The organism is Hymenobacter qilianensis (assembly GCF_014638675.1).
In the GTDB taxonomy this organism is placed as follows: Bacteria; Bacteroidota; Bacteroidia; order Cytophagales; family Hymenobacteraceae; genus Hymenobacter; species Hymenobacter qilianensis.
The window spans coordinates 1,547,373-1,573,687 of the sequence record NZ_BMFN01000002.1; the positions used below are offsets into that span (position 1 = coordinate 1,547,373).

Below are 26,315 nucleotides of genomic sequence, written 5' to 3' on the forward strand. Positions count from 1 at the left end.
GCACTGAGCACTCACTGACCAACTCCCACATGGAGCCGACACACAACGCTTTACCGTAAAAGCCGCTTACTGGTTGTCCTGTTTTTCAGACGGTTGAGCTTAAGAACTCACCTAAAGCTTAATCTATTAATCCACTCCGTCATGCTTCGCTGCCGCTCTGCATGACGGGTGGGGGGCTTTTATTGCTCTAGAGAGTTAACTACTTAATAATCTACGCCTTCCTTTTTCTTAAACTCGCCGTCTTTCACTTGCTGGATCAGTTTCAGCCAGCTGAAAGGATTCAGTAAAGGATTGTTGGATTGAGGATTGGGGGCCACACCCATGCGGCGGTCGTAGCCCTGCTGCTGCTGTTGAAGCGTCTGCCGATAGTTACCGGCGCTGGTGACGGGCGCATTGTTAAAAATCTGGCGAAGCACGTCGGGGCTCAGGTTTCTGGCGGCACTGCTGCCGCGCTCCTTGGGCAGCTTCAGGGCTAGAAAAGCCTCTTTAAATTCCTTTTCGGTGGCGTAGGGAAATACCCGCACTTCGGGCAGCACCGTCACGTCTTCCTGGAGCGAGACGATAACGGAATAGCTCTGCCGTGGATAATCGGGGGGAATAATCACGTACTGGTTGCGGTAGCCCAGGGAGCGAATCACGATGCTGTCGCCGGTGAGGACGGGCAGCGAGAAGTAACCGTAGAGATTAGTAGCCGTACCCCGGCCCGCCGACGGAACAAACACGGTAGCGCCCGGCACACCCAACAGGCTGTCGCCGGTAGCCACAATACCCGAGAACTGTACTACGCGCCGTTGTCCTTGGGCGTGGCCTGCGGTAGGTGCCAGCACAAAAAGCACCAGCAACAGCCCCAGCGTGGCAACAACGACATACATTCGACTCTTATCAGACATACTTGAATGTGCTATACTGCAATAATACGGCTCTTTGAGAGGTCGAAGCCGGAGGGGCCGTAAATTTGTTTCGTTTTATGCGGGGGCTTTTTCCCTGCTTTGTTCGGTAAAGGATGCGTCTTAAACACTTCAGCGTTGCATTTGGTCAGCAACTATTTAAGGCCCTCGGCGACGAGTCGCGGGTGCGGATGCTGCATTTGCTGTGGCGCAATCAGGAAATGTGCATCTCCGATCTGGAACAGGTCTTGGACTTCACCCAAACCAAAACCTCCCGCCAATTATTGTATCTAAAGAATGCGGGCTTGGTCAGCTTCCGTCGGCTCGACAACTGGGCCTTCTACTTTATAAAGGATGAAATGGCGGACCTGGTTCACCAGTTTTTGGGTTACATGGAAAAAGACCCTCAACTGATGCGCGACCAGCAGATTTACCAAACCCTCTGGTCGAATAGGGAGCTGGCCGCGTACAAGCTTCAGAATCGCCGCTGGACAGGCTACCAACAAGTATAGTGGTGTTGGCCTGCGCGGCGGTTGAGCTCATCTAGTTTAGTTTATGAAATACGAACATCACCTTTTCGTTTGCACCAACCAAAAAAGCGAGGTGGGCCGCGACGTGGTGAAGGCTCTGAAAAAGGAAATTAAAAAGCAGGGCCTCAGCAAAAAACTCAACCGCGCCCTTCCCACCGGTTGCCTTGATGAGTGTAAGCATTGCAAAAAAGGGTGCGGTGCGGCCCTCATCGTATATCCCGAAGGCGCCATTTACGGCGACGTGCAGCCCGACGACGCGCCGGCAATCGTGCGTGAACATCTGCTGCACGGGCGCGTTGTATCCAAACTCCTACTTGATTAAGAATGCCCCCCAGTCAGTCATTTCGCCCCGCCAAAGCTTACCGTCACCTTTTCTTCGACCTGGATCATACGCTCTGGGACTTTGAGAAAAACGCCGACGAAACCCTGCGCACCCTTTTTACTCACTACGATTTAGGGCGCTTCGGTACGTTCACGGTAGAAGAATTTATCGACCGCTACCGCGACATCAACCATGCGCTGTGGCGCTTGTATCAGGGGGGCAAAATCACGCAGCAGCAGTTGCGCAGCACCCGCTTTACGCGCACGCTGGTGCGGCTGGGCGTAGATGAGGCTGACGTACCCGAGGGCATTTCGCAGCACTTCACGGAGTTGCTGCCTACTAAGTCGGCGGTGTTTCCGTTTACGCATGATATGCTGGAGTATTTGCAAACCAAATACACCCTGCATCTGATCACGAACGGCTTCAAGGAAATTCAGTACATCAAGCTCGATTCGTCGCAGCTGACGCCATTTTTTCAGGAAGTAATTACCTCCGAGTGCAGCGGTTGCCTCAAGCCCGACCGCCGCATGTTTGAGCACGCGCTAAAGCGCACTGGCGCCAGCGCCGCGGAAAGCCTTATGATTGGCGACAACCTCGAATGCGATGTGCTGGGTGCTTATAATGCGGGCATCGATCAGGTGTATTTCAACCCGGATAAGCGGCGGCACTTCAACGAGGTGACCTACGAGATTAGCTGCCTGAGCGAGCTAAAGGAGATTTTATAAGAAAAAAAGCCCCCCGCTGCCCTCTACCTTTGCGCCACTATGATACACATACTGGGAATTTCGGGTAAGAGAGGCAGCGGCAAGGATACGGTGGCTCGCCTGATTCAGCAGCTACAGCCCGAGCGCAACTGGCAGATTCTTTCCTTCGGCGACGCCATCAAGGCCGTGTGCGCCACCTTAGCCGGCGAGGCAATTGCCCCCTACTATTACCAGGACGGCAAAGCCCAGTTGCTGCCCATCTTTGGGCGCACCCGCGGCGAAATGCTTCAGCAAGTTGGTCACGCGCTGCGGGCCTGGGAGCCGGAAATCTGGGTTAAAGCCTTCTTCGCTCGCTTGCCTGAAGATCAGTTTGTGATTGTGCCCGATGTGCGTTTTCCCAACGAAGCCGACCCCATTCGGGAGCGCGGCGGCCTGATGCTACGCGTGGAAGGCGACCCACTCCAGCAGCGCGGCGACGGCACCCGCGACGATAATCATCCCAGCGAAACGGTGATGGATACCTATCAGCATTTTGCCACTGTTATCCATAATAATGGCTCGCAGGAAGAGCTGAAGGAGCAGGTGTTAAAGCTCCTGAAAAGTTTGTAGATGTAGTTATATAGCTTTTTTAGGAGGTCAATGGCGAATCGGGTGTTGGCATGCGCATGCAATTCTGGCTACCGATGGTTGTTCAACTCCCTGTTACCTTTGCTTTGTCCCCCATCAATAAACCTACATCCAAAAACTAACTCTATGGCCAACGGCTTTTTCAACGTTCCCACCCCGATTAACGAACCCGTTAAAGGCTACGCGCCAGGCTCCAAGGAGCGCGCCGAGTTGCAGCAGGCGCTGAAGGACCTCAAGCAGCAGCAGGTAGATATCCCGATGTACATCGGTGGGCAGGAAGTGCGCTCGGGCAAGACCAAAACCATTTCGCCCCCCCACGATCATAAGCACGTGCTGGGCCAGTTTCACGAGGGCGACGGCACACACGTAACCCAAGCCATTGAAGCCGCTTTGGCCGCCCGCCGCGACTGGGCCGAATTGCCCTGGGAGCACCGCGCCGCTATTTTCCTGAAAGCCGCTGAGTTGCTAGCTGGCCCTTACCGGGCTCGCCTGAATGCGGCTACCATGCTGGGCCAGAGCAAGAATGCTTTCCAGGCCGAAATCGACGCGGCTTGTGAGCTGATCGACTTTTTCCGGTTCAACGTGTATTTCCTACAGGAAATTTATAAGCAGCAGCCGGAGTCAGCGCCCGGCATGTGGAACCGTCTGGAGCACCGCCCGCTTGAAGGCTTTGTGTTTGCGCTTACACCCTTCAACTTCACTTCCATTGCCGGCAACCTGCCTACTTCGGCTGCGCTGATGGGCAACGTGGTAGTGTGGAAGCCCGCAAATACTCAGATTTATTCGGCTCACGTGCTGATGGAGCTATTCCAGGAAGCAGGCGTGCCGGCTGGCGTTATCAACCTCGTGTATGTGGATGGCCCCACGGCAGGTGATGTCATTTTCAATCACCCAGAGTTTGCGGGCATTCATTTCACGGGCTCCACGGGCGTTTTCCAGAACATCTGGAAGACCATTGGCCAGAACATTCACAAGTACAAGTCGTATCCGCGCATTGTGGGCGAAACGGGCGGCAAGGACTTTATTCTGGCGCACCACTCGGCCCACCCACGTCAGGTAGCTACGGCCATTTCGCGGGGAGCGTTTGAGTATCAGGGCCAAAAGTGCTCAGCCGCAAGTCGCGTGTACATTCCTTCCAATCTTTATCCGGAGGTGAAAGCCTATTTGCAGGAGGATTTGAAGTCGATGAAAATGGGCGACGTAGAAGATTTCGGCAACTTCATCAATGCTGTTATCAGCGAAGCTTCCTTCGATAAGCTGGCCAAGTACATCGACGGCGCCAAGGAAGACTCAGCGGTAGAAATCATCGCAGGGGGCAATTATGACAAATCGAAAGGCTACTTCGTGGAGCCGACAGTGCTGGTAGCCAAAGACCCTAAGTACGTGACTATGTGCGAGGAGCTGTTCGGCCCCGTACTAACTATGCACGTCTACGACGCGGACCAGTTCGAAGAAACCCTTGACTTAGTAGACAGCACTTCGCCCTACGCGCTAACTGGCGCTATCTTCGGTCAAGACCGTTACGCTATCGATCTGGCATCGAAGCGCTTAGTAAACGCTGCCGGCAATTTTTACATCAACGATAAGCCAACCGGCGCGGTAGTTGGTCAGCAGCCCTTCGGCGGCGCTCGCGCTAGCGGCACCAACGATAAGGCCGGCTCTATGCTGAACCTGCTGCGCTGGGTATCGCCGCGCGCCATCAAGGAAACCTTCGTAACGCCCGTTGATTACCGTTATCCTTTCCTAGGCGTTGAGACGGGTGAGAACTTGAATATAACTGGGCAAGGCGGTTTCTAAATCCTGCTCAAGACGTAAAAAGCCCCCCAGGACTTATTCTGGGGGGCTTTTTACGTTAAGTGTGTTTTATCTCATATCCTATTACTTTTCCGCTCGGCACCTGTTCTAATCATAGCTGAGAAGCAGATTTGTACTATATCTGCCTTTCTCACCTAGGTTCACCTTCACCTTTGTTCCCAAACCCGTACGCCTTACCTTTGCTTTTCAGTGCTGATTTTACTCTAGTCCTAATCTAGCTACTATGTTTCTTGCCCTTCCTGCTGCGCAATACCAGCCTTCTGATTATCTCCCCATCCTGGTTCAGCTTGGGTTTGCCTTAGCTTTTGTTGCTTTTGCAATGATCGTATCTCACCTAGTTGGCCCTAACCGCAAGAGCGTCGTGAAGGACAGTTCTTTCGAGTGCGGCATCGAGTCGGTGGGTAACGCCCGCACTCCGATTTCGGTAAAGTACTTCCTAACAGCCATTCTATTCGTGCTGTTTGACGTGGAAGTTATCTTCATGTATCCTTGGGCTGTCAACTTTCGCTCGTTAGGTACTGAAGGCTTTCTTCAGATGATTGTATTCTTGGCCCTGCTCATGGCAGGCTTCGTGTACGTCATTAAAAAGGGCGTATTACGCTGGACAGAGCGCTAAAAGGCAAACTTTTGCGACCTGGCTGGTGTTCGTCAGATGGGTATTCCCATTCTTGAAATAGACTCTTTCTTATGACTGATATACGAGTTCCTGAAATCAAAACAGTAGGTGCACCGGAAGGAATTGAGGGTGCAGGCTTCTTTGCAACTTCCTTGGAAAAGGTAGTTGGCATTGCCCGCGCTAATTCGCTCTGGCCTTTGCCTTTTGCTACTTCTTGCTGCGGCATTGAGTTCATGGCTACGATGGGTTCGCACTACGACATCTCTCGCTTCGGTTCGGAGCGGCCTTCGTTTTCGCCTCGTCAGGCCGACTTGCTCATGGTAATGGGTACGATTGCCAAGAAAATGGCGCCCATCGTGAAGCAGGTTTATGAGCAAATGGCCGAGCCTCGCTGGGTACTGGCTATGGGCGCTTGCGCGTGCTCGGGGGGCATTTTTGACTCCTATTCTGTACTTCAGGGCATCGACCGTATCATCCCCGTTGATGTGTACGTGCCCGGCTGCCCTCCCCGTCCTGAGCAAGTGCTCGACGGATTGATGCGGGTACAGGACCTGGCTAAAAACGAGTCTATCCGCCGCCGCAACTCACCTGAGTATCAGGCGCTGTTGGCCTCTTATAACATTAAATAAGAAGCTAGGTCTAAGGAGTCAGGAGCTAGAATATTATGCTCCTGACTCCTTAGACCTAGCTTCTAGCTTCTTCCTAAAATGGCTGAATCGAACGAAGAATCCACTGTTGCTCAAACTGCTGTAATCGAAACCGACCCTAATAAGCTGACCAATGCTCGGGTGCTCACTACCCTTCAGCAGCTATTTGGCGAAGATGCTTTTACCGACGTAGAAGAGCCTTACGGCTTGCTAACGGCCACAACCACGCGCGAGCGGATTCACGAAATCATTCAGACCCTGCACGGCGAGCCAATCCTGCAGTTCAACTTTCTGACCACCATGTGCGGGATTCACTATCCTGAGAACGAGGGTCAGGAGTTGGGAGTGATCTATCATCTGCACAGCTTAGTGCACAATGTGCGCCTACGGCTAAAAATCTTTTTCCCGATTATCGATCCGGCCGTTCCTACGCTCACCGACATCTACGCTACGGCGAACTGGATGGAGCGCGAGACTTTCGACTTCTTCGGCATCATCTTCACGGGCCATCCCAACCTCATCCGTATTCTCAATGTTGAGGATATGGACTACCACCCCATGCGGCGAGAGTATCCGCTGGAGGACGGCACCCGCGAAGACAAAACTGACCTGTTTTTCGGCCGCTAGGCCCCTGATACCTTTATCATGGCAGTAAACGACACGCTGGAAGGCACCCATAAGATTCACCAGGAAGCCCGCGAGCAGCAGCACAACCAGCTCGTGCCCACCCTCAACGACTTTAGCCAAGAGCTAACGACGCTGAACCTGGGCCCGACGCACCCTGCTACCCACGGCATTTTTCAGAACATCCTGCAAATGGACGGGGAGCGGATCATTTCCGGCGTTCCTACCATTGGCTACATTCACCGGGCTTTCGAAAAGATTGCCGAGAGGCGGCCGTTCTACCAGATCACACCCCTCACCGACCGGATGAACTACTGCTCCAGTCCCATCAACAACATGGGCTGGCACATGACGGTAGAAAAGCTGCTAGGCATCACCGTTCCAAAGCGCGCGCAGTACATGCGCGTGATTATGATGGAGTTGGCTCGCATCACTGACCACCTCATCTGTAATTCCATTCTGGGAGTAGATACGGGCGCCTTCACTGGCTTCCTGTACGTGTTTCAGGAGCGCGAAAAGGTCTACGAGATTTACGAGGAAGTTTGTGGCGCGCGTCTTACGACCAATATGGGTCGGGTAGGCGGTATGGAGCGCGACTTCTCGCCCGTGGCTATCGAGAAGCTGCGCAAGTGGCTGAAGGAGTTTCCGGCTGTAATGCGTGAGTTTGAGAGCATGTTTACCCGCAACCGCATCTTCATGGATCGAGTGGTAAACGTGGGTCCGATCTCGGCGGAGAAGGCTTTGAACTACGGTTTCACGGGTCCTAACCTGCGGGCCGCTGGTGTTGACTATGATGTGCGGGTAATGAACCCCTATTCATCTTACGAGGACTTCGATTTTGAAATCCCGGTAGGCACCAATGGCGATACGTATGACCGTTTCCTGGTTCGCAACGAGGAAATTTGGCAGAGCTTGCGCATTATCAATCAGGCGCTTGATAATCTACCCGAAGGTCCGTACCACGCCGACGCGCCCCACTATTATTTGCCCCCTAAGCAGGCCGTGTACAAAAACATGGAGGCTCTGATCTACCACTTCAAGATCATCATGGGTGAGATTGAAGCGCCGGTGGGTGAGGTATATCACTCCGTGGAAGGCGGCAATGGTGAGCTGGGCTTCTATCTGATTTCGGATGGCGGCCGCACGCCGTATCGCCTGCATTTCCGTCGCCCCTGCTTTATTTACTACCAAGCCTACTCCGAAATGGTAGTAGGCACCAGCCTCTCCGACGCCATCGTGATTCTAAGCTCGATGAATGTAATTGCCGGCGAACTGGACGCGTAGTTTTTGTTGAATTTGCCCCCTATGGAAGTTACGACTGCTCCCGCTAAACCTCAATTTTCGGCCGCTGCCCAAGCCGAGATTCAGCGCATCATTAAGCGATACCCTGAGGACCGCAAGAAATCGGCCCTGCTGCCGCTGCTCCACATCGCTCAGGCGGAGTTTGGCGGTTGGGTCAGTCCTGAAGTACAAGATTTGGTAGCCGAAACGCTGGGTCTCAAGCCAATCGAGGTGTATGAGGTGTCGTCGTTTTACACAATGTTCAATCTCAAGCCGGTTGGCAAGCATGTGCTGGAAATCTGCCGCACGGGTCCTTGCATGTTGCGCGGTTCGGATGAGCTGACGGAGAACTTGGAGCGCATTACAGGGGCTAAAGTAGGCGAAACTTCACCTGATGGCATGTTTACTATTAAGATGGTTGAGTGTCTGGCGGCTTGTGGCTTTGCACCGGTTGTGCAGGTGCGGGAGAAATACTACGAGAGCCTTGAAACGCCCGAAGCAGTAGATGCTATGCTCACTGAATTACGCAGTATGGTGCATCGCCCGCTGTTGCCGTGGGAAGAGCAGCAAACTAACGCTTAGCATTCAAGCGCCTTACTCGCTTGGAGAATAAATACAATTAACCCTTCACTCCTACCCCTTACGCTGGAGAAATCATGGGACGCAAGCTATTAACTGAACATATAAATGTCGAGGGAATCGACACGTTTGAGGTCTACCGCAAACACGGTGGTTACCGCTCCGTGGAAAAGGCTCTTAAGACGATGACGCCCGATGAGGTGGTGGAGGAAGTCAAAAAGTCGGGCCTACGCGGGCGCGGCGGCGCGGGCTTCCCAACGGGTATGAAGTGGAGCTTTTTAGCTAAGCCAGAAGGTGTGCCGCGCTATCTAGTATGCAACGCTGATGAATCGGAGCCTGGTACCTTTAAGGACCGCCAGCTGATGTCGAAGCTGCCGCACCTGCTCATTGAGGGCATGATTACGGGCAGCTATGCTCTGGGCGCGCGCACCAGCTACATCTACATCCGTGGTGAGTTGTTGTACGTGCTGCGCATTCTGGAAAAAGCTATTGCCGAAGCTTATGCGGCTGGCTTTTTGGGTGAAAACATTCTCGGCTCGGGCTACTCCCTAGATTTGCATGTTCACCCCGGCGGTGGCGCTTACATCTGCGGCGAGGAAACAGCTTTGTTGGAATCATTGGAAGGCAAGCGTGGTAACCCGCGTAATAAGCCCCCATTCCCGGCTGTGCAAGGCCTTTATGCCCGGCCTACGGTGGTCAACAACGTAGAATCGATTGCTGCGGTGCCAGTTATTGTGAACGAAGGGGGCGACGAGTACGCTAAAATCGGCATTGGCAAAAGCACGGGCACTAAGCTTATTTCCGCTTGCGGCCACTTGAATAAGCCCGGCATCTACGAAATCGAATTAGGCGTTCCCGTTGAGGAGTTTATTTACTCCGACGAATACTGCGGCGGCATCTGGAAAGGACGTGAGCTGAAGGCTGTAGTAGCTGGTGGCTCTTCCGTCCCGATTCTGCCTAATGAGCTTATCTTGAAAACAGCCGCCGGCGAGCCACGCCTCATGACGTATGAGTCACTATCCGATGGTGGCTTCGTGACGGGCACCATGCTCGGCTCGGGGGGCTTTATTGCCATGGACGAGACGACTTGTATCGTGCGCAACACCTGGAATTTCTCGCGCTTTTACCACCATGAGTCGTGCGGACAGTGTTCACCCTGCCGCGAAGGCACGGGCTGGCTGGAGAAAGTGCTTCACCGCTTGGAGCACGGCCATGGCTCTCTGCACGATATCGACCTACTGGTGAGCGTAGCCAAGCAGATTGAGGGCAACACAATTTGCCCCTTGGGTGAAGCAGCGGCTTGGCCCGTAGCTGCGGCAGTACGCCACTTCCGTGACGAGTTTGAGTGGCACGTAAAGCATCCGCAGGAAGCTACTCGCCCTGGCGCGGTATACCCTGGCAAAGCCGTTTTGGCCTAAGGCATTCATCTTTACCACTTACTGAACACTGCGAACCGAAGGACGACGAAGTCAAACTCTGCGGGAAATACCTTTGCTTCGGTTCAGATAATACGTTTCTGACCACTTATAATGGCTAAAATAACTTTTGACGGCATCGAGGTAGAAGTTCCGGATGGAACAACCATCCTCAACGCGGCTCGCACCATAGGCGGCGGTATCGTGCCGCCGGCCATGTGCTATTATACCCCACTGAAGGGCTCGGGGGGCAAATGTCGGGCTTGCCTGGTGCGCGTTGCCGCTGGTTCTACCAAAGATCCGCGCCCGATGCCTAAGCTGGTGGCCTCGTGCATTACGCCCGTGCAAGATGGCATGGTCGTGGAAAACACCACTTCCGAGCAAGTACTCAATGTGCGCAAGGGCATTGTGGAAATGCTGCTCATCAATCACCCCCTGGACTGCCCCGTGTGCGACCAGGCTGGTGAGTGTGACTTACAGAACTTCGCCTTCGAGCACGGCGTGTCCACTACCCGCTACGAAGAAGAGCGCCGCACCTTCGAGAAGATTGACATCGGCCCGCTAATTCAGCTGCACATGACGCGCTGCATTCTGTGCTACCGTTGCGTGTACACCGCCGACCAGCTCACCCCAGAGCGCGTACACGGCGTATTGGGCCGCGGCGACGCTTCCGAAATCGGCACTTACATCGAGAACATTATCGACAATGACTTCTCTGGTAATGTCATCGACGTATGCCCGGTTGGCGCGCTTACTGACAAAACCTGGCGCTTTAAGCAGCGGGTGTGGTTTACTAAGCCCGTAAATGCCCACCGCGACTGTCCCAAGTGCACCGGCAACGTAGTGCTGTGGTACAAAGGCAAAGACGTATTGCGTATAACAGCTCGCAAAAACGAGTACGGTGAAGTAAAAGAGTGGATTTGCAACGAGTGTCGCTTCGAGAAGAAGGAAACCTCCGACTGGACTATTGAAGGTCCCGCGCACATCGATCGGACGTCAGTTATTTCGGCCAACCATTATGAGTTGCCCGTAATAAATCCGCAGATTATCGCAGATTTGCCGGAGAGTTCAGTGCGCGATTTGGAGCAAAATCCTCCCCTGAAATTGGGTAATTAATTAGATACTAACTGTGTATTGTTGAGTTTATAACTAACTTATACACAGGCAGTAACCAGAACTAGTAATATTATACATGGAACTTCCCGCACTGGGCTGGCAAGCCCTCGTTATTCTGGTGGTGTTCGGCGTTTCGCTGCTCATCGCCACGTATTCTACTTATGCGGAGCGCGTTATTGCGGCCTTTCTGCAAGACCGGGTTGGTCCTGATCGGGCTGGCCCTTTCGGGTTGCTGCAGCCGCTGGCTGATGCGGTTAAGCTCTTCACGAAAGAAGAGTTTTTCCCGGCCGGCTCCAATCGTGCGCTTTTCGTTTTTGGGCCCTGCTTGGCCATGGTCACGGCCCTGATGGCGTCGGCGGTTATTCCCTTCGGCAACTATTTACAGTTCGGCAGCACCATCATCTGGCTGCAAGGCATTGAAGTAAATATCGGAATGCTGTATGTGTTCGGCGTAGTTTCGCTGGGGGTGTATGGTATTATGATTGGTGGCTGGGCTTCCAACAATAAATTCTCGTTGCTGGGGGCCATTCGTGCCGCTTCACAGAACATAAGCTACGAGCTGGCCATGGGCCTTTCGCTGATTGCGGTACTGATGATTAGTGAAACCCTGTCGTTGCGCGAAATCACGCTGCAACAGTCGGTACCCGGCGAGTGGCAATTCTGGAACATTGTAAAGCAGCCGCTGGGCTTTATCATCTTCATTGTCTGCGCTTTCGCTGAAACCAACCGTACTCCTTTCGATTTGCCGGAGTGCGAAACGGAATTGGTAGGTGGGTATCACACTGAGTACAGCTCAATGAAGATGGGTCTGTACTTATTCGCTGAATATATCAACGTGTTCGTGGCTTCGGCCGTGATGAGCGTGCTGTACTTTGGCGGCTTCAACTTCCCGTTCCAGTATGAGTTGCGCGCTTTCCTGGCTGAGTCACAGGGAATGGTAACGGCCCATAACATTGTGACGGGCTTAGGAGTGGTAGCCATCTTTGTTAAGATTTTCTCCTTCATTTTCTTCTTTATGTGGGTGCGCTGGACCTTGCCCCGCTTCCGCTACGACCAGCTCATGCGCTTGGGCTGGACTATCTTGATTCCGCTGGCCATTTTCAATATTCTGCTTACTGGGGGGCTAATTGTGTTCAACATTATCCCACAGGTACCGAAGTGGTGGCTGCTGCAGTAATTCGGCTCGTAAGTAGATTCCCAGGCTGCTCATCCGATTCACTCGGATTTAGAAACTAACCATCATGCAACCCTTAAGCAATAGAGCCAAGATACTGGCAAAGAAGCCGATGACGCTCGCCGAGCGTGCATACTTGCCGGCTATTTTCCAAGGTCTGAGCATTACAATGCGGCACTTTTTCTCCAAGAAGGCTACCATTCGGTATCCGGAGGAAACGCGGCCGTTCTCTCCTATTTTCCGTGGCCTACACGTACTTAAGCGCGATGAGCAGGGCCGGGAACGGTGTACTGCTTGCGGCCTTTGCGCTGTAGCCTGCCCCGCCGAAGCTATTACGATGGTAGCCGGCGAACGGAAGAAGGGCGAAGAAGGTCTTTACCGCGAAGAGAAATACGCCGTCAGCTACGAGGTGAACATGTTGCGCTGCATTTTCTGCGGCCTCTGCGAGGAAGCCTGCCCGAAAGCCGCCGTGTACCTGCAAGCCGATAAAATGGCTCCCCCACGCTTCGAGCGCGACGAGTTCATTTACGGCAAGGACCGCTTAGTAGAGCCTGTATCACCGGATGCTCGCTCTCAGCGTGGCATTCAGCTGACACCCGAGCAGGCAGAGGTATTGCGCAATAAAATGGCTCAGCAACCGGCCTAAGTTCAGGTCGCTGCCGAACGGGCCACCACTTGCTGGAAACGATAAAAAAACCCCCAGCCCCGATTACTCAACGACTAAGTGAAATGAGCTCCGCTATTTCTCTTGGTGTTACCTTCGCTTATGTCCTCTCTCTTTTTCTTTCTGTCGTTTGTAGCCCTGTTTAGCGCGCTTGGTGTGGTGCTAGCCAAAAACCCGGTTCATAGCGTGCTGTTTCTGATCCTCACGTTTTTCACGATCTCAGGACACTACTTGCTGCTGAACGCGCAGTTTCTGGCGGCCGTGAACATTATTGTGTATGCGGGGGCCATTATGGTTCTGTTCCTGTTCGTGATTATGTTCCTGAACCTGAACGCTGATACGGAGCCCCATAAGTCGGCTTTGTCTAAGATAGCAGCGGCCATAGCGGGCGGCTCACTTCTGCTTATTCTGGTTGCTGCCTTGCGCGATATTCAGCCCGGCGGAGTTGATGCATCTACTTTCGATTCGCAGATTGGCATGGTAGACCGGTTGGGTATGGTGCTGTATAAGCAATACATGCTGCCATTTGAGTTGGTATCGGTCTTGTTTATAGTGGCAATGGTCGGCGCCATGATGCTGGGTAAACGGGAAACGGGCGAGCGAAACTTCTAGATAGCTAAAGCTTAAAAAGAGAAAAGCGACCACTGAACAATCAGTGGTCGCTTTTCTCTTTTTAAGCTTTAGCTATCTGCCCACTAAGGCCAGGATCTAATAAACTATTGAATTAAAACTCAACAGAGTAGGAGTATCAAGATTAAAAGCACATTAATTATTCATAGTAGTAAAACTATTATCAAAGAGAGCTGTATATATTTGCGCTCAGTCAGATATGCTCAGGAGTGCTTTTGTAGCCTTGGAGCGGCTTTTAGGAGAGCGCTAGGCAGCGCGACGCACAACAACCTGAACACCACAATCCTTCCTCGAGAATGTTAACTACGCTGCGTCCAGAGCTTAATGAGAAGCTTTTTTTGCGTGATCCACATGAGACTGATCTTGGTCGGAAGATCATAGCTACGAGCGTGCAGCTTATTGACGAATTGGGATTTGAGCTGTTCACCTTTAAAAAGCTGGCCCAGCAGATAGGCTCCACGGAGGCGTCGCTATACCGGTACTTTGAAAACAAGCACCGTTTGCTGGTTTATCTTATTTCGTGGCACTGGGCGTGGCTTCGGTTTCAAATTCGCTTTCACACGCACAATGTGACCGATCCGAACGCCCGGCTCCGGCTCATCCTAGGTATTATCACCAACGCTCACAGTGATAATGCCACAACTCCCGAGCTAGACGAGGCAGCGTTGTACCGTGTGGTAGTGGCGGAGGCCTCTAAGACCTACCTTACTCGCGAGGTTGACCAAGTAAATCATGATGGCTTTTATCGTGAATACAAAAGCTTGTGTGCCGACATCACGGCGGTAGTCCAGGAAATTGCCCCCCAGTACCCCTATCCGCACGCCCTGGTAAGCACGTTGCTTGAGTCAGCGCGCAAGCAGCTCTTTTTCTCACAGCACTTGCCTTCTTTGGCCGATGCACCCACTCCTGAAACGGCTAAGCAAGATATTCTGGGGTTTTTGGAGAGCATCGCCTTTTCAGTACTAAGCAAGTAATCATCATTCAACAGTCTCCGTTATGGCTGAAACTTCATCTGGACCTACGTCAGGTCAACGCTTGTGGCGGCTGCTGCTGACTGAACGGCGCGATATCGCTTACCTGTATGTATACGCAGCGCTAGCGGGGCTTATTACTTTATCATTGCCCCTCGGCGTGCAGAGTGTGATTGGCTTTGTATCGAGCGGAGCAGTGAGCACTTCCTTAATCGTGCTCATCGCTTTTATCACGGTGGGAACGGTGATAGTTGGAGGCCTGCAGATCATGCAGATTTACTTGGTAGAGTTCCTGCAGCAGCGCTTGTTTGCTCGGATTGCCTTCGATTTCGCGGTACATCTGCCTCGCGTGCGCACTGAAGCCCTGGGCGATGAGTACCTGCCAGAGCTTATGAATCGGATGCTCGACACGCCTACTCTGCAAAAAGGATTGGCTATTCTATTGATTGACTTTTCCTCGGCTGGTGTCCAGATCCTGTTTGGGTTGCTCCTGCTATCCTTCTACCATCCGGCCTTTATCGTTTTTGGTCTGTTCCTGGTGTTGATTCTGGGCTTGCTATTACGCCTGACCTGGAGAAGAGGCCTAGAGACGAGCCTTACGGAGTCAAAATACAAATACCGGGTAGTGTCTTGGCTCGAGGATGTGGCCCGTACGGTTCATACGTTTCGCCTGGCGCCACGCCATGCCATGGTTCTCGACCGTACCGATGAGCACGTCAATGGGTATCTCATGGCCCGACGCTCGCACTTTCGGGTACTGATGACGCAGTATTTAGGCTTTGTTGGTTTCAAAACCCTTATTACGGCTGGCCTGCTAACTATTGGCTGCTGGCTACTGGTAGCCAAAGAAATCAATATTGGCCAGTTTGTAGCTTCTGAAATCGTCATTATCCTCACTATTGGAGCAGTTGAGAAAATCCTGATCAAGCTGGATGTCCTCTACGATGCTCTCACTTCGATCAATAAAATCGGTCATGTGCTGGAGTTGCCTAGCATCAAAAACCAGCCAAGTGCCAACCTTACCTTTTCAGCCAGTAATCGTGGTGTAGCGGTCGATTTGCACCTCGTAACGTATCAGTATCCGAACGCAAACCGCCAAGTTGTGCACGATGTATCCTTAAACCTACAACCCAACGAACACCTAGGATTGGCTGGTTACGATGGCTCGGGCAAGACCACGCTCCTGCGAGTTATGGGTGGATTGCTTGATACTTACCAAGGCGTTATCACCTATGATGATATCGCTCTGCGTGACCTTTCCCCCGAAACATTGTCGCGGGCGATGGGATCGAATTTCTCGCATCAGCACTTGTTCAGTGGCTCTGTATTGGAGAATATAACGCTTAATCAACCTGAAATTCAGCCCGTTGATATTTCCTGGGCGCTCGATCTGGTAGGGCTGCGTGATAAGCTACATGCTTGGCCTCAGGGCTTGGGCACCTACCTGACTACTGGCACTCCCCTGGCTGACAACGTGAAGCAAAAGCTGCTGCTGGCCCGCGCCCTGGTACGTCGCCCCCGCCTGCTTCTGCTCGACCACTTTCTGCCCGCTGTAGAATCGGCTGAGCGGCGGCGGATACTGAAGCGCCTGCTGTCGCCCGACATGCCCTGGACGCTGATTCTGGCTTCCAGCGACCCGCGCCTGCTGGCACTTTGCCCACGTGTTGCCGTGCTTCGCGACGGGCATCTGGTTGCCACCGGCGACTATGCAGTCATTGCCCAGCAGCCTGAGCTGCAGGAGCTCTTTGTTGCTTAAAAATGCCCCCCATGTAGTCTTGCCGCCAGCTTGTATGAGCACTACAAGACTCCCGCTGGCCGCAAGCTCCGAAACGAATTTTACAGTTTTCATCCTATGCCTTTCGCTGAGTATTCTGTTCCTGAAAACCACCCGGAAGCCAAACGCTTCACCTCGTTTGAGCGGGTGCAAACGCCGCGCACAGGCCGAGTACTAGCTCGTTGGTGTGCTGGCATGGGAATGTTGGTGATGCTATGCGGCTTTTTGCCCTGGACCCAAAACATTCGCTCTACGGGCACGCTCACCACGCTGCGCCCCCAAGACCGTCCGCAAACGGTTCCCAGCACAATTGCCGGCCGCATTATGCGCTGGCGTGTAAAGGAAGGACAACTAGTACAACGCGGCGATACCTTGGTCGATATTGCGGAAATAAAAGACAAGTATTTCGATCCTGACTTACTCCTTCGTACTCGTGAGCAGCTAGCGGCCAAAGAGGGTTCACTGCGCGAGAACAGCGCAAAGGCAATCGCGCTGAGCCAGCAACAGATAGCGCTGCGCGAAGGCCTGCGGGTAAGCCTCGATAAAGCGCGAAACAAAGTGCGTCAAAGCCGCCTGAAAGTGCTGAGCGATAGTGCTGAACTGGTGGCTGCCAACACTGATTTTGCTATTGCACGTCAGCAGCTCGACCGGCAGGAAAAACTTTACCAGCAGGGTCTGAAATCACTAACTGAAGTAGAGCAGCGGCGGCTTAAATTTCAGGAATCGACGGCTAAGCAGCAGGCGGTGGCAAACAAGCTGGGAGTGAGCCAGCAGGAGCTGATAAATGCCCGCCTGGAGCTGCTTTCTCTCGGCGCTGAGTACCAGGACAAGCTAGCGAAGTCGGAGAGTGACCGGCGAAGTGCTACCGCTTACCAGTTCGATACGGAGGGGCAAATAGCCAAAATGCGCAACGAATATGCTAATCTGAGCATCCGCGACGCTTTTTATCGCATTACAGCTCCGCAGGATGGCTACGTAGTAAGAGCCCTTAAACAAGGCCTTGGCGAGATTATTAAAGAAGGCGAGCCCATCGTGACGGTGATGCCCTCAAAACCTCAGTTGGCCGCTGAACTTTATGTGAAGCCCATGGATATTCCGCTGCTTTCAGTGGGCCGCAAGGTCCGGCTACAGTTTGATGGCTGGCCAGCACTGGTATTTTCGGGCTGGCCCGGCACGAGCTTCGGCACCTTCGGGGGCGTGGTAGCCGTCATCGATAACATTGATAGCCAAGGGCAGTACCGCGTGCTTGTTATCCCGGATCCTGACACGGAGGCCTGGCCCCCTCCATTGCGAGTTGGCAGCGGCGTGTATGGCTGGGCTCTGCTCGACGATGTGCCCATTTGGTATGAACTGTGGCGCCAGCTGAATGGCTTCCCGCCCAATTTTGTGGGCAAACCGAAGGAGACTGACAAGCTGGTGAAAGCAGATAAAACTGAAAATTATGCTACGGCCGAAGAGTAACCACACCTAATACCGCGTATTCTGTCATCACCGCATAAATCCCCTTTGCCTTTCATGGTTCGTTACGTCATTTCGCTGGTTGTGCTCCTTGCGGCTGGGCTTGGGTTGTTGCCAGTTGGTCGGGCGACGGCGCAACCATTGCCGCGCGACACGACGCAGCTTGTCTTTACGCTCACTGACTTGTTTACGCACGTCACGCTACGGCACCCGGTGGCCCGGCAAGCCGGCTTGCTGCCCGAGCGCGCGCAGCAGGAAATCCGCTACGCCCGCGGCCTGCTCGACCCATCGGTGAGCAGTAAATACTACGGCAAGACATTGGGAGGCAAGGATTATTTCAACACCTGGGACAATGCCCTTAAGGTTCCGGTGTGGTTTGGCTTCGACGTGAAAGCGGGCTTTGAGCGCAATGTGGGCACTTATGTAAGCGAGCAAATACGGACGCCCGAAAGCGGCCTGAGCTATCTGGGCATATCGGTGCCGCTGGCGCAGGGCTTGCTTATTGATGAGCGAAGGGCAGCCATCCGGCAAGCGCAGGCATTGGCGGGTCTGGCGGAAGCGGAGCGCCGCGGCGCACTCAACAAGCTTCTGCTTTCGGCGGCGAAGGATTACTGGGAGTGGAGCTTAAGCCACCAGCGCTTAGAGTTATTACGCCTCAATGCCGAGCTGGCGGAGGTACGATTCAGGGCCGTACGCGAGCGAGTCCGGCAGGGCGACCTGGCCGCCATCGATTCCGTAGAAGCACTGACTGAGCTTCAGAATCGGCAGGCGCAGCTAGTGCAGGCAAGGGTGCAGTGGCAAAATGTGACGCTTCTGGTCAGCAATTATCTATGGGATGAGCAGAATCAGCCACGGGAATTGCCCCCCACCGCCCGCCCGGAAGCCTTACCTGCTCCCACCGCCTGGCGCTCATTGCCCCCCGACTCAGTGCAAGCGCTCGTAAACCTGGCCAGCCAGATTCATCCTGAATTGGCGAAGACCCGGGCCAAGCTCAACCAGCTGGGCATAGAACGCCGCCTCTTGTCGAACAAGCTATTGCCCAAGCTTTCTGTCGATTACAACTTGCTGCGCACTGGTCAGCCTTTCCAACCGGAAGGCGACATGCAATGGACGAACACCTATTTCGCTAACAACTATAAGCTGGGCCTAAGCTTTGAATATCCGTTGCTGCTGCGCCAGGAGCGGAGCAAGTTGCAACTCAACCAACTAAAGCGCCGCGAAGCCGAACTAGACTTGCAGCAGGACACGCGGGAGGTACAAACCACCGTGCGCACCGTTGCCAACGATTGGGAAGCTTTGCGCGAGCAGCTCCGCGTGCAGGAGCAAGTAGTTGAGAACTCACAAAAGCTGCGCAACGGCGAACAAATCCGCTTTGAAAACGGTGAAAGCTCCGTGTTTCTGCTCAACTCCCGCGAAGCCTCACTCGTCAGTGGCCGGATAAAGCTGGCTGAGCTGCAAGCCAAATACGCCCAAACTCAGGCCACGCTGCGCTGGGCAGCCGGCGGAGATTTGGAATAAGCTTACCTTAAAACACGGCACAAAAAAGCCCCCCTGAAATCTCAGGGGGGCATTTTTTGTGCTTTGCTACTGTGCTGGGGTAGCGGTGGCGGCTTCTTCGGCCTCCTTCCGCCGCATCCACGACGGGCCGCAGCTGGAGCGCATCTTCTGGCGAAATTTCTCCTGCTCTTCGGGTGTCAGGTGAGCCATCCGCGTCTCCATTTTCTGGCGCCACGCTTCGCGACGCTGCGCCCAGCTTCCGGCATGGCCTCCACGGCCCCAGCCACCAAAGAGAATGCGGGTAAGGATAAGCAAGCCAAGTGTTTGCCAGAAATTAATAGCAGGCCCATTGAAAAGCACCGGCACCAGCCAGTTCCACAAGCTCATGGTTAGGAAGCCAGCGGCGGCCACAAACAGAGTGGCAAAGAAGATAAACTTGAGGCCGCGTAGCAGCCAGAATGAACGATTCATGGGGGTGGTTTTAGGAAGTATGTTTTGTCACCGAAGAGAAGCTTAGTGGGATGAGCATCTTCTGGGGGGCTTTTTTAGTCGGTAAATAGCTCAGTGTACAGTTTTTGCAGGCGCTTGCGCAGGTGTTGAACGGCATAGTGCTTGCGCGAAATCAGCGTTTTGAGCGGCACGCCGGTTTCGGCCTCCATCTCGCGGAAGGTTTTCTCTTCCAACTCGTGCCACACGAATACCTGGCGCTGGTTGGGGGGCAATTCTTCCAGAGCTTCCGCCAACGCCTCCATCAGCGTTTCGCGCAGCAAGCGGTTTTCCGGCGAGTCGTCGGGGGCGGGCAGCACATCGGCGAGCAGCAGGGAGTCATCCTCGTCATCAAAGCCGCTTACAAGCTCATTTTCTAGCGAAACAGCCTTTTTGCGACGATAGAGGTCCGTAATTTTGTTGCGGGCCACCCGAAAAAGCCAGGCCGCAGCTTGCTCCACCGGCTTGAGCAGGCGGTAGCTTTCCACGAGTTCGGCAAAGACGTCCTGCAGTACATCTTCGGCCTCCGCCTCGTTGGGTATACGGCGACGGATGAACTGCAGCAGCCGGCCGCGCTGGGCGCGCACGGCTTCTTGTATCTGCTGGTCCTGGTGGCCTGCGGTCATTGCCAGCGTCGCGTCAAGCTTGAGAGGTAGCGTTTCCATTCTGCCGAGACAGACGGATGAATTAGCAAAATACTTTATGGTAGCCAAAGTATCTGTGAGGCTCGCTGAAAGTAGAACTGAGAGCCGGCTTTGTGGCGCTGTCCGCGTGCTTATTTAGCAGCGCCCATCACCCTGCTTAGGGCCTTTACTCTACGAGTAGACGCTAGGGAGCTTTTTCCAGCAATTGCCCTCAAACACCAACACACGGTTCAGCTACTTACTCCAGCTCCATTATCTCAGCCGTTAAAGCACGGCCGAGCTTCGTGTTACCTGCTTATAGAGTGTGCGTTTTCCGATTTTCAGGATACCTTTGCCAGCTAATTAGCCCCGGCCGAGCTTCGGGGGGCTTTTTGCTTTGTCGGCTAGCCCAACTGCATGGAACAGACCATCCCGGAAGTCATTCGCACCGTCCCACTTCAGTATTACGTCTACTTTGCCACGGCTTTGTTTGCCATTGGCGTAACTGGAGTACTTACGCGGCGCAATGCCATTATTATTTTCATGTGTATCGAGCTGATGCTCAATGCCACGAACGTTTTGCTAACCGCCTTCTCCGCTTATCGCGCCGACCCAAATGGGCAGGTTTTCGTGTTTTTCATCATGGCTGTAGCCGCTGCCGAAGTGTCGGTGGGCCTAGGCATCATTGTGATGATTTACCGCAATTTTCAGAATACCGACGTCAATCTGTTAAGTCGGTTGAAGTGGTAATGATAAACCGCCCGACGTTGTCATCCTGAGCTTGCGAAGGACCTTATGCCCCATGAACAACCTGTTCTGGTAAGATAAGGTCCTTCGCAAGCTCAGGATGACAACGACAGGTGTTTGCTTATAAGCATACCTCCTATGCAAGAACTCGTTTTACCCAATTACGGCGCTCCTCACCCCACGCTGCTGTACGTTCTTATTCCGCTGTTGCCCTTCCTGGGCTTCCTGATCAATGGCTTGCTAAACAAGCGCTTGTCCGCCACTGTAGCTGGCCTGATCGGTAGCGCTACGGTGCTGGGCTCCTTCCTGATTTCTATCTACCTGTTCACCACGTTTGAGCGCCAGTACACCGTGCAGCTCTTCGACTGGATTACGGTAGGCTCCATGCGTATTCCCTTCCAGTATCAGATCGATCAGCTCAGCCTGATTATGCTGCTCTTGGTTACGGGTGTGGGCTTCCTGATTCACGTGTATAGCATCGGCTACATGTCCCACGATGAGAACGTGGGCAAGTTTTTCAGCTTCCTGAATCTGTTCATATTCAGCATGCTAGTGCTGGTGCTGGGGGCCAATTTTGTGATTCTGTTCATTGGTTGGGAAGGTGTCGGTCTATGCTCCTACCTGCTCATCGGCTTCTGGAATAAAAACCACGACTACAACAACGCCGCCAAGAAAGCCTTCATTATCAACCGTATCGGTGACTTAGGCTTCCTGCTCGGCATCTTCCTCATCTACCTCACCTTCGACTCAGTTCAGTACGCCGAGGTTTTCCAAAAAGCCGCCCTCAGCCAGTTCGGCCCCTATACCGTCAGCATCCTAACAGCTATTACCCTACTTCTCTTCGTGGGCGCAATGGGCAAATCGGCCCAGCTACCGCTCTACACCTGGCTCCCCGATGCCATGGCCGGCCCCACGCCCGTATCGGCCCTGATTCACGCCGCTACCATGGTGACGGCCGGTATCTACATGGTGCTACGGGCTAACGTGCTCTTCACCCTGGCGCCGGCTACGCTCGAAGTTGTGGGTATTATCGGTTTGGCCACGGCGCTATTTGCGGCCACTATCGGTCTAGCGCAGAACGACATTAAGAAGGTGCTGGCTTATTCCACGGTTTCCCAGCTTGGCTACATGTTCCTAGCCTTGGGCGTGATGGGCTACACTTCCTCCCTATTCCACGTCCTGACCCATGCCTTCTTCAAGGCGCTGATGTTCCTCGGCGCCGGCTCCGTGATTCACGCCATGAGCAACGAGCAGGACATTCGTCGTATGGGCGGCCTGCGCAAAGCCTTGCCTATCACCTTCCTCACGTTCTTTATCGGCTGCCTGGCCATTTCGGGTATTCCGCCGTTCTCGGGTTTCTTCTCAAAAGATGAGATTCTGGCGCACACCTACGAGCACAACAAGCTCATGTGGGCAGTTGGATTGTTCACTGCCTTCCTGACGGCTTTTTATATGTTCCGCCTGCTCTTCCTCACGTTCTTCGGCGAGTTCCGAGGCACGGAAGAGCAGAAGCACCACCTGCACGAGTCGCCCGCTTCTATGACGCTGCCGCTTATTATTCTGGCTATTCTGGCGGCCGTGGGGGGCTTTATGGGCGCGCCCATGTTCCTGGGGGGCAAACATTACCTGGCCGATTTCCTGGCGCCCATCTTCACATATTCCCGCCAGATCAACCCAGGCGCTTTCACCGGCGAAATTGACCACAGCACCGAGCTGATGCTCATTGGCGCCTCCGTTGCCGCCGGTGTGCTCGGTATCATCTTCGCCTACGTGCAGTACGTTTCCCGCGGCGTGCGCCCCGTGGCAGACGAAACGCAGCGCTCAGTTCCCGAGAGCCTGGTGTATCACAAATACTACATTGATGAGCTGTACAACGCCCTCTTTGTGCGTCCCATCATGGGTCTATCGCGCGGGCTGTACCGCTTCGTGGAGCAAGGCATCATCGACCCCATAGTAAACGGTCTGGGCCGCCTGACGCTCGGTGGGGGGCAATTAATGCGCTTCGTACAGACCGGTACGATTGGCGTGTATTTGATTCTGATGGTAATCGGTATCGTGCTTATTCTGGCGCTGAATTTTGGCAAGTTTTAGATCTCGACACGCACCACACAGCAAATAATGCTTACAGCTCTTCTCCTTTTCTTTCCTCTCGCCGCTGCGCTGCTGCTGCACTTTGTCAACGGCAAAGCAGGCCGTGTGTTCGCCTTCGGGGCGGCGCTGCTGGAGTTTGTAGTCGCGGTGTACGCTGCCGTTACGTTCGATGCCAGCAACGCCAGTCAGTTGGAAGTAAATCTGCCCTGGATTGCCTCGGCGGGCATCAGCTTTCACATTGGCATGGACGGGCTGAGCTTGCTGCTGGTGCTGCTCACCACCTTCCTGGTGCCGCTGATTCTGCTGGCTTCCTTCCGCCACAACTATAAGAACGAGTCGGCTTTCTATGCGCTTGTACTGTTCATGCAAACCGGCCTGATTGGGGTGTTTACCTCTCTAGATGCGTTTCTGTTCTACTTCTTCTGGGAAGTAGCCCTTATTCCGATCTACTTCCTGGCCGGTATCTGGGGCGGGGAGCGGCGCGTGGCCGTCACCTTCAAGTTTTTCCTGTACACCATCATTGGCTCGCTGTTTATGCTGGCCGGCTTCGTGTACCTCTACTATCAAACCGGCCCCGCCGCCAACGGCCTGGCCGCTCACTCCTCCGATCTTCAGGCCTTCTACAATCTTAGCCTGACCACCGCTGAGCAGTCGTGGCTGTTCTGGCTGATCTTTATTGCCTTCGCAGTGAAGATGCCCATCTTCCCCTTCCACACCTGGCAGCCCGATACCTACACCGAAGCGCCTGCGCCAGCTACTATGCTGCTCTCGGGTATCATGCTCAAAATGGGCATCTACGGCTGCCTGCGCTGGCTTTTGCCCATCACGCCGCTAGGCGTAAGTCAGTGGGGCTGGCTGATTATGATTCTGGCCGTTATCGGCATTATCTACGGCGCTATTATCGCCATCCGGCAGCGCGACATGAAGCGGCTGATTGCTTATTCCTCCCTTTCCCACGTGGGGCTGATGGCGGCAGGTGTGTTCTCGCTTACGCAAATGGGCTTGCAGGGCGCCGTTGTGCAGATGCTGGCCCACGGCGTGAACGTAGTAGGCATGTTCTTCATTGCCGACGTTATTCAGCGCCGCACCAACACCCGCCTCATTCCCGAGCTGGGCGGCCTGACCCAAACTACTCCCCTGCTCTCCGTAAGCTTCTTGGTGGTGCTGCTCGCCACGGTAGCCCTGCCCCTGACCAGCGGTTTTGTGGGTGAGTTTCTGCTGCTGGCGGGCGTATTCCAGTACAATAACTGGCTGGGCGCGGTAGCGGGCGTTACCATCATTCTGGGGGCCGTTTACTTGCTGCGCATGTTCCAGCGCGTGATGCTGGGGCCGGCTACTTCCTTCACCGCCGCCTTCCGCGACCTGAACGGTGCGGAACTGGCCGTATTGGTACCCTTAATCGTTATGATTTTCTGGATTGGCTTGTTTCCCAATACCTTCCTTCAAATGTCAGAACCCAGCGTAATTCGGATTCTGAGCTTAATGCAGCGTTAGTAGCGCGAAGCTTTCTGCTTCGCGTATCGTTGCACTATACCATTGGGGGGCATTTTGCAACGACTAGTTCAATTAAACAACGATACGCGAAGCTTTCTGCTTCGCGCTACATCGCACCGATTCGCCAATGGCCTCTATTATACTACTTTCCGTTCTTGGCATCGCCAACCTGTTTTTAGGCTTTCTGCGCTCCAACCGCATGCTGCTGCCTGCAGCTATGGTTATTCTGCTGATCGTCTTCGGAGCCAATTTGTACGATTGGAACGCACCCGCCCAGTCGTATTTCAACAACATGCTCACCATCGACCGGTTTTCGGTGGCGTTTACGGGCATTGTGGTGCTGACCACGCTGTTGCTGCTGCCGTTCTCCCAAAAATACGTGCGCGACAACGAGGCCAACCTCGCTGAGTATTACTCCCTGTTGCTGTTCTCGCTCGTGGGGGCCATTATGATGGTGAGCTACGACAACCTACTCATGCTATTCGTGGGTATCGAAATCCTGAGTATTTCCATGTACGTGGTGGCCGGCTCCGATAAGCGCAACGTGCGCTCCAACGAAGCCTCGCTGAAGTACTTTCTGATGGGCTCGTTTGCCACCGGCATTTTGCTGTTTGGTATCGCCTTGGTATATGGGTCAACTGGTGCATTTCAGCTCAGCGAAATCGGGATGGCCGTTACAAATCCTGCCAACGACTCGCTGCGCCCCATGCTCTACATCGGCATTCTGCTGATGCTCATCGGTATTGGCTTTAAGGTATCGGCTGCACCCTTCCACTATTGGACGCCCGATGTTTATGAAGGCACGCCCACCTTTTTCGCGGCCTTTATGAGTACCGTGGTGAAAACGGCTGGCTTCGCGGCATTTCTGAAACTGCTGGTGCAGGCTTTTCCCGCCGCGCAGGGCTTCTGGATTCCTACCATTGTGGCCATGTGCGCGCTTACGCTGCTTATCGGCAATGTGGGCGCCGTAGCCCAGCAGAGCGTAAAGCGTATGCTCGCTTATTCCAGCATTTCGCACGCTGGCTATCTGCTTATTGGCTTGGTAGCCTTCAACGGCGAGCTCAGCGGACTTTCGGCCAACGGCATATTCTTCTACTCTTTAGCGTACTCCATCGCTACTATTGCGGCCTTCGCGGTGCTTAAGCTCGTGCACGATCAGCGCCAGCGTGAAGACTACGACGGCTTGAACGGCTTGGCGCGCACCAATCCGCTCCTGGCTTTCGTGATGACGATTGCCATGCTTTCCCTGGCTGGTATTCCGCTTACGGGGGGCTTTTTTGGCAAGTTTTTCCTCTTCGGTGCCGCTGTCGACAAAGGCTACATTGGCCTAGTTGTCTTCGCCGTGATCATGTCGATGGTCGGTATTTACTATTACCTGCGTCCCATCATCGCGATGTACATGAAGCCCGCCGATAATGAGGCTGACACTCCAATAGCTGTAGGTGGTTTCCAATCGGCAGTGCTGATTGCGTTGGTTGTGCTCACGGTTGTATTAGGCGTACTGCCGGGCTTGGTAAGCGGAGTTTTATAGAAGCAAGGTCAG

General features: G+C 53.9%; 26 protein-coding genes. 23 read left to right on the forward strand and 3 right to left on the reverse strand.

The window, feature by feature from the left end; all coding sequences use genetic code 11:
• Nucleotides 1–203: 203 nt before the first annotated feature.
• Nucleotides 204–890, reverse strand: coding sequence for a carboxypeptidase-like regulatory domain-containing protein (locus tag IEW06_RS14230; protein WP_187733108.1), 687 nt, complete (start codon nt 888–890; stop codon nt 204–206).
• Nucleotides 891–1,003: 113 nt separating this feature from the next.
• Here IEW06_RS14230 and IEW06_RS14235 point away from each other — a divergent pair, with 113 nt between their 5' ends.
• The 19 genes from IEW06_RS14235 (at nt 1,004) to IEW06_RS14325 (ending at nt 19,352) form a co-directional block, all read left to right on the forward strand.
• On the forward strand, nt 1,004–1,399 hold the full coding sequence (locus IEW06_RS14235; RefSeq protein ID WP_187733109.1) for an ArsR/SmtB family transcription factor: 396 nt from the start codon (nt 1,004–1,006) through the stop codon (nt 1,397–1,399).
• Nucleotides 1,400–1,442: 43 nt separating this feature from the next.
• Nucleotides 1,443–1,739 carry a (2Fe-2S) ferredoxin domain-containing protein gene (locus IEW06_RS14240; RefSeq protein WP_187733110.1) on the forward strand — a complete coding sequence of 99 codons (297 nt, stop codon included), beginning with the start codon at nt 1,443–1,445 and terminating at the stop codon, nt 1,737–1,739.
• A 2-nt stretch (nt 1,740–1,741) separates the two neighbouring features.
• Nucleotides 1,742–2,464, forward strand: coding sequence for a YjjG family noncanonical pyrimidine nucleotidase (locus tag IEW06_RS14245; RefSeq protein WP_188548457.1), 723 nt, complete (start codon nt 1,742–1,744; stop codon nt 2,462–2,464).
• A gap of 39 nt (nt 2,465–2,503) precedes the next feature.
• The gene (locus IEW06_RS14250; RefSeq protein ID WP_187733111.1) at nt 2,504–3,052 is read left to right on the forward strand and encodes a nucleoside/nucleotide kinase family protein; all 549 of its coding nucleotides are present in this window, start codon (nt 2,504–2,506) and stop codon (nt 3,050–3,052) included.
• A gap of 144 nt (nt 3,053–3,196) precedes the next feature.
• On the forward strand, nt 3,197–4,867 hold the full coding sequence (gene pruA, locus IEW06_RS14255) for an L-glutamate gamma-semialdehyde dehydrogenase (protein ID WP_187733112.1): 1,671 nt from the start codon (nt 3,197–3,199) through the stop codon (nt 4,865–4,867).
• A gap of 241 nt (nt 4,868–5,108) precedes the next feature.
• The gene (locus IEW06_RS14260) at nt 5,109–5,501 is read left to right on the forward strand and encodes an NADH-quinone oxidoreductase subunit A (RefSeq protein WP_187733113.1); all 393 of its coding nucleotides are present in this window, start codon (nt 5,109–5,111) and stop codon (nt 5,499–5,501) included.
• A gap of 71 nt (nt 5,502–5,572) precedes the next feature.
• On the forward strand, nt 5,573–6,130 hold the full coding sequence (locus IEW06_RS14265) for an NADH-quinone oxidoreductase subunit B (protein WP_223284720.1): 558 nt from the start codon (nt 5,573–5,575) through the stop codon (nt 6,128–6,130).
• Between the two features lie 78 nt (nt 6,131–6,208).
• Nucleotides 6,209–6,775 (forward strand): NADH-quinone oxidoreductase subunit C, encoded by a 567-nt coding sequence (locus IEW06_RS14270; protein WP_187733114.1) that lies wholly within the window; start codon nt 6,209–6,211, stop codon nt 6,773–6,775.
• 18 nt (nt 6,776–6,793) lie between these two features.
• Nucleotides 6,794–8,056: an NADH-quinone oxidoreductase subunit D gene (locus tag IEW06_RS14275; RefSeq protein WP_187733115.1), complete on the forward strand. Its 1,263-nt coding sequence runs from the start codon at nt 6,794–6,796 to the stop codon at nt 8,054–8,056.
• Between the two features lie 21 nt (nt 8,057–8,077).
• Nucleotides 8,078–8,635 (forward strand): NADH-quinone oxidoreductase subunit NuoE family protein, encoded by a 558-nt coding sequence (locus IEW06_RS14280; RefSeq protein WP_187733116.1) that lies wholly within the window; start codon nt 8,078–8,080, stop codon nt 8,633–8,635.
• Nucleotides 8,636–8,709: 74 nt separating this feature from the next.
• The gene (gene nuoF, locus IEW06_RS14285; protein WP_188548458.1) at nt 8,710–10,050 is read left to right on the forward strand and encodes an NADH-quinone oxidoreductase subunit NuoF; all 1,341 of its coding nucleotides are present in this window, start codon (nt 8,710–8,712) and stop codon (nt 10,048–10,050) included.
• 111 nt (nt 10,051–10,161) lie between these two features.
• Nucleotides 10,162–11,163 (forward strand): NADH-quinone oxidoreductase subunit G, encoded by a 1,002-nt coding sequence (locus IEW06_RS14290; RefSeq protein WP_187733117.1) that lies wholly within the window; start codon nt 10,162–10,164, stop codon nt 11,161–11,163.
• Nucleotides 11,164–11,239: 76 nt separating this feature from the next.
• The gene (gene nuoH / locus IEW06_RS14295; RefSeq protein ID WP_187310388.1) at nt 11,240–12,340 is read left to right on the forward strand and encodes an NADH-quinone oxidoreductase subunit NuoH; all 1,101 of its coding nucleotides are present in this window, start codon (nt 11,240–11,242) and stop codon (nt 12,338–12,340) included.
• A gap of 64 nt (nt 12,341–12,404) precedes the next feature.
• Nucleotides 12,405–12,983: a NuoI/complex I 23 kDa subunit family protein gene (locus IEW06_RS14300; RefSeq protein ID WP_223284721.1), complete on the forward strand. Its 579-nt coding sequence runs from the start codon at nt 12,405–12,407 to the stop codon at nt 12,981–12,983.
• 120 nt (nt 12,984–13,103) lie between these two features.
• Nucleotides 13,104–13,613 (forward strand): NADH-quinone oxidoreductase subunit J family protein, encoded by a 510-nt coding sequence (locus IEW06_RS14305; protein ID WP_187733119.1) that lies wholly within the window; start codon nt 13,104–13,106, stop codon nt 13,611–13,613.
• A gap of 314 nt (nt 13,614–13,927) precedes the next feature.
• A complete protein-coding gene (locus IEW06_RS14310) occupies nt 13,928–14,605 on the forward strand; it encodes a TetR/AcrR family transcriptional regulator (RefSeq protein ID WP_187733120.1) in 678 nt (225 codons plus the stop codon).
• 22 nt (nt 14,606–14,627) lie between these two features.
• Nucleotides 14,628–16,358 (forward strand): peptidase domain-containing ABC transporter, encoded by a 1,731-nt coding sequence (locus tag IEW06_RS14315; RefSeq protein WP_187733121.1) that lies wholly within the window; start codon nt 14,628–14,630, stop codon nt 16,356–16,358.
• A gap of 96 nt (nt 16,359–16,454) precedes the next feature.
• Nucleotides 16,455–17,837, forward strand: a complete 1,383-nt coding sequence (locus IEW06_RS14320) for an HlyD family secretion protein (RefSeq protein WP_187733122.1) — start codon at nt 16,455–16,457, stop codon at nt 17,835–17,837.
• A 54-nt stretch (nt 17,838–17,891) separates the two neighbouring features.
• Entirely contained in the window at nt 17,892–19,352 is a 1,461-nt protein-coding gene (locus IEW06_RS14325) for a TolC family protein (protein WP_188548459.1), read from the forward strand.
• 66 nt (nt 19,353–19,418) lie between these two features.
• Here the strand turns inward: IEW06_RS14325 and IEW06_RS14330 are convergent, their stop codons facing one another.
• Both IEW06_RS14330 and IEW06_RS14335 read right to left on the reverse strand, forming a co-directional pair.
• A complete protein-coding gene (locus IEW06_RS14330; RefSeq protein ID WP_187733125.1) occupies nt 19,419–19,802 on the reverse strand; it encodes a hypothetical protein in 384 nt (127 codons plus the stop codon).
• Nucleotides 19,803–19,876: 74 nt separating this feature from the next.
• Nucleotides 19,877–20,482, reverse strand: coding sequence for an RNA polymerase sigma factor (locus IEW06_RS14335; protein ID WP_223284722.1), 606 nt, complete (start codon nt 20,480–20,482; stop codon nt 19,877–19,879).
• A gap of 375 nt (nt 20,483–20,857) precedes the next feature.
• Between IEW06_RS14335 and nuoK the strand changes: the two genes are divergently transcribed.
• The 4 genes from nuoK (at nt 20,858) to IEW06_RS14355 (ending at nt 26,303) form a co-directional block, all read left to right on the forward strand.
• A complete protein-coding gene (gene nuoK, locus IEW06_RS14340; protein WP_187310380.1) occupies nt 20,858–21,190 on the forward strand; it encodes an NADH-quinone oxidoreductase subunit NuoK in 333 nt (110 codons plus the stop codon).
• Nucleotides 21,191–21,325: 135 nt separating this feature from the next.
• Complete coding sequence (nuoL, locus tag IEW06_RS14345; protein ID WP_187733126.1) at nt 21,326–23,278, forward strand: NADH-quinone oxidoreductase subunit L; 1,953 nt, start codon at nt 21,326–21,328, stop codon at nt 23,276–23,278.
• Nucleotides 23,279–23,305: 27 nt separating this feature from the next.
• The gene (locus IEW06_RS14350) at nt 23,306–24,772 is read left to right on the forward strand and encodes a complex I subunit 4 family protein (protein ID WP_188548460.1); all 1,467 of its coding nucleotides are present in this window, start codon (nt 23,306–23,308) and stop codon (nt 24,770–24,772) included.
• Between the two features lie 127 nt (nt 24,773–24,899).
• Nucleotides 24,900–26,303, forward strand: a complete 1,404-nt coding sequence (locus IEW06_RS14355; protein WP_187733127.1) for an NADH-quinone oxidoreductase subunit N — start codon at nt 24,900–24,902, stop codon at nt 26,301–26,303.
• The last annotated feature ends 12 nt before the right edge of the window (nt 26,304–26,315 follow it).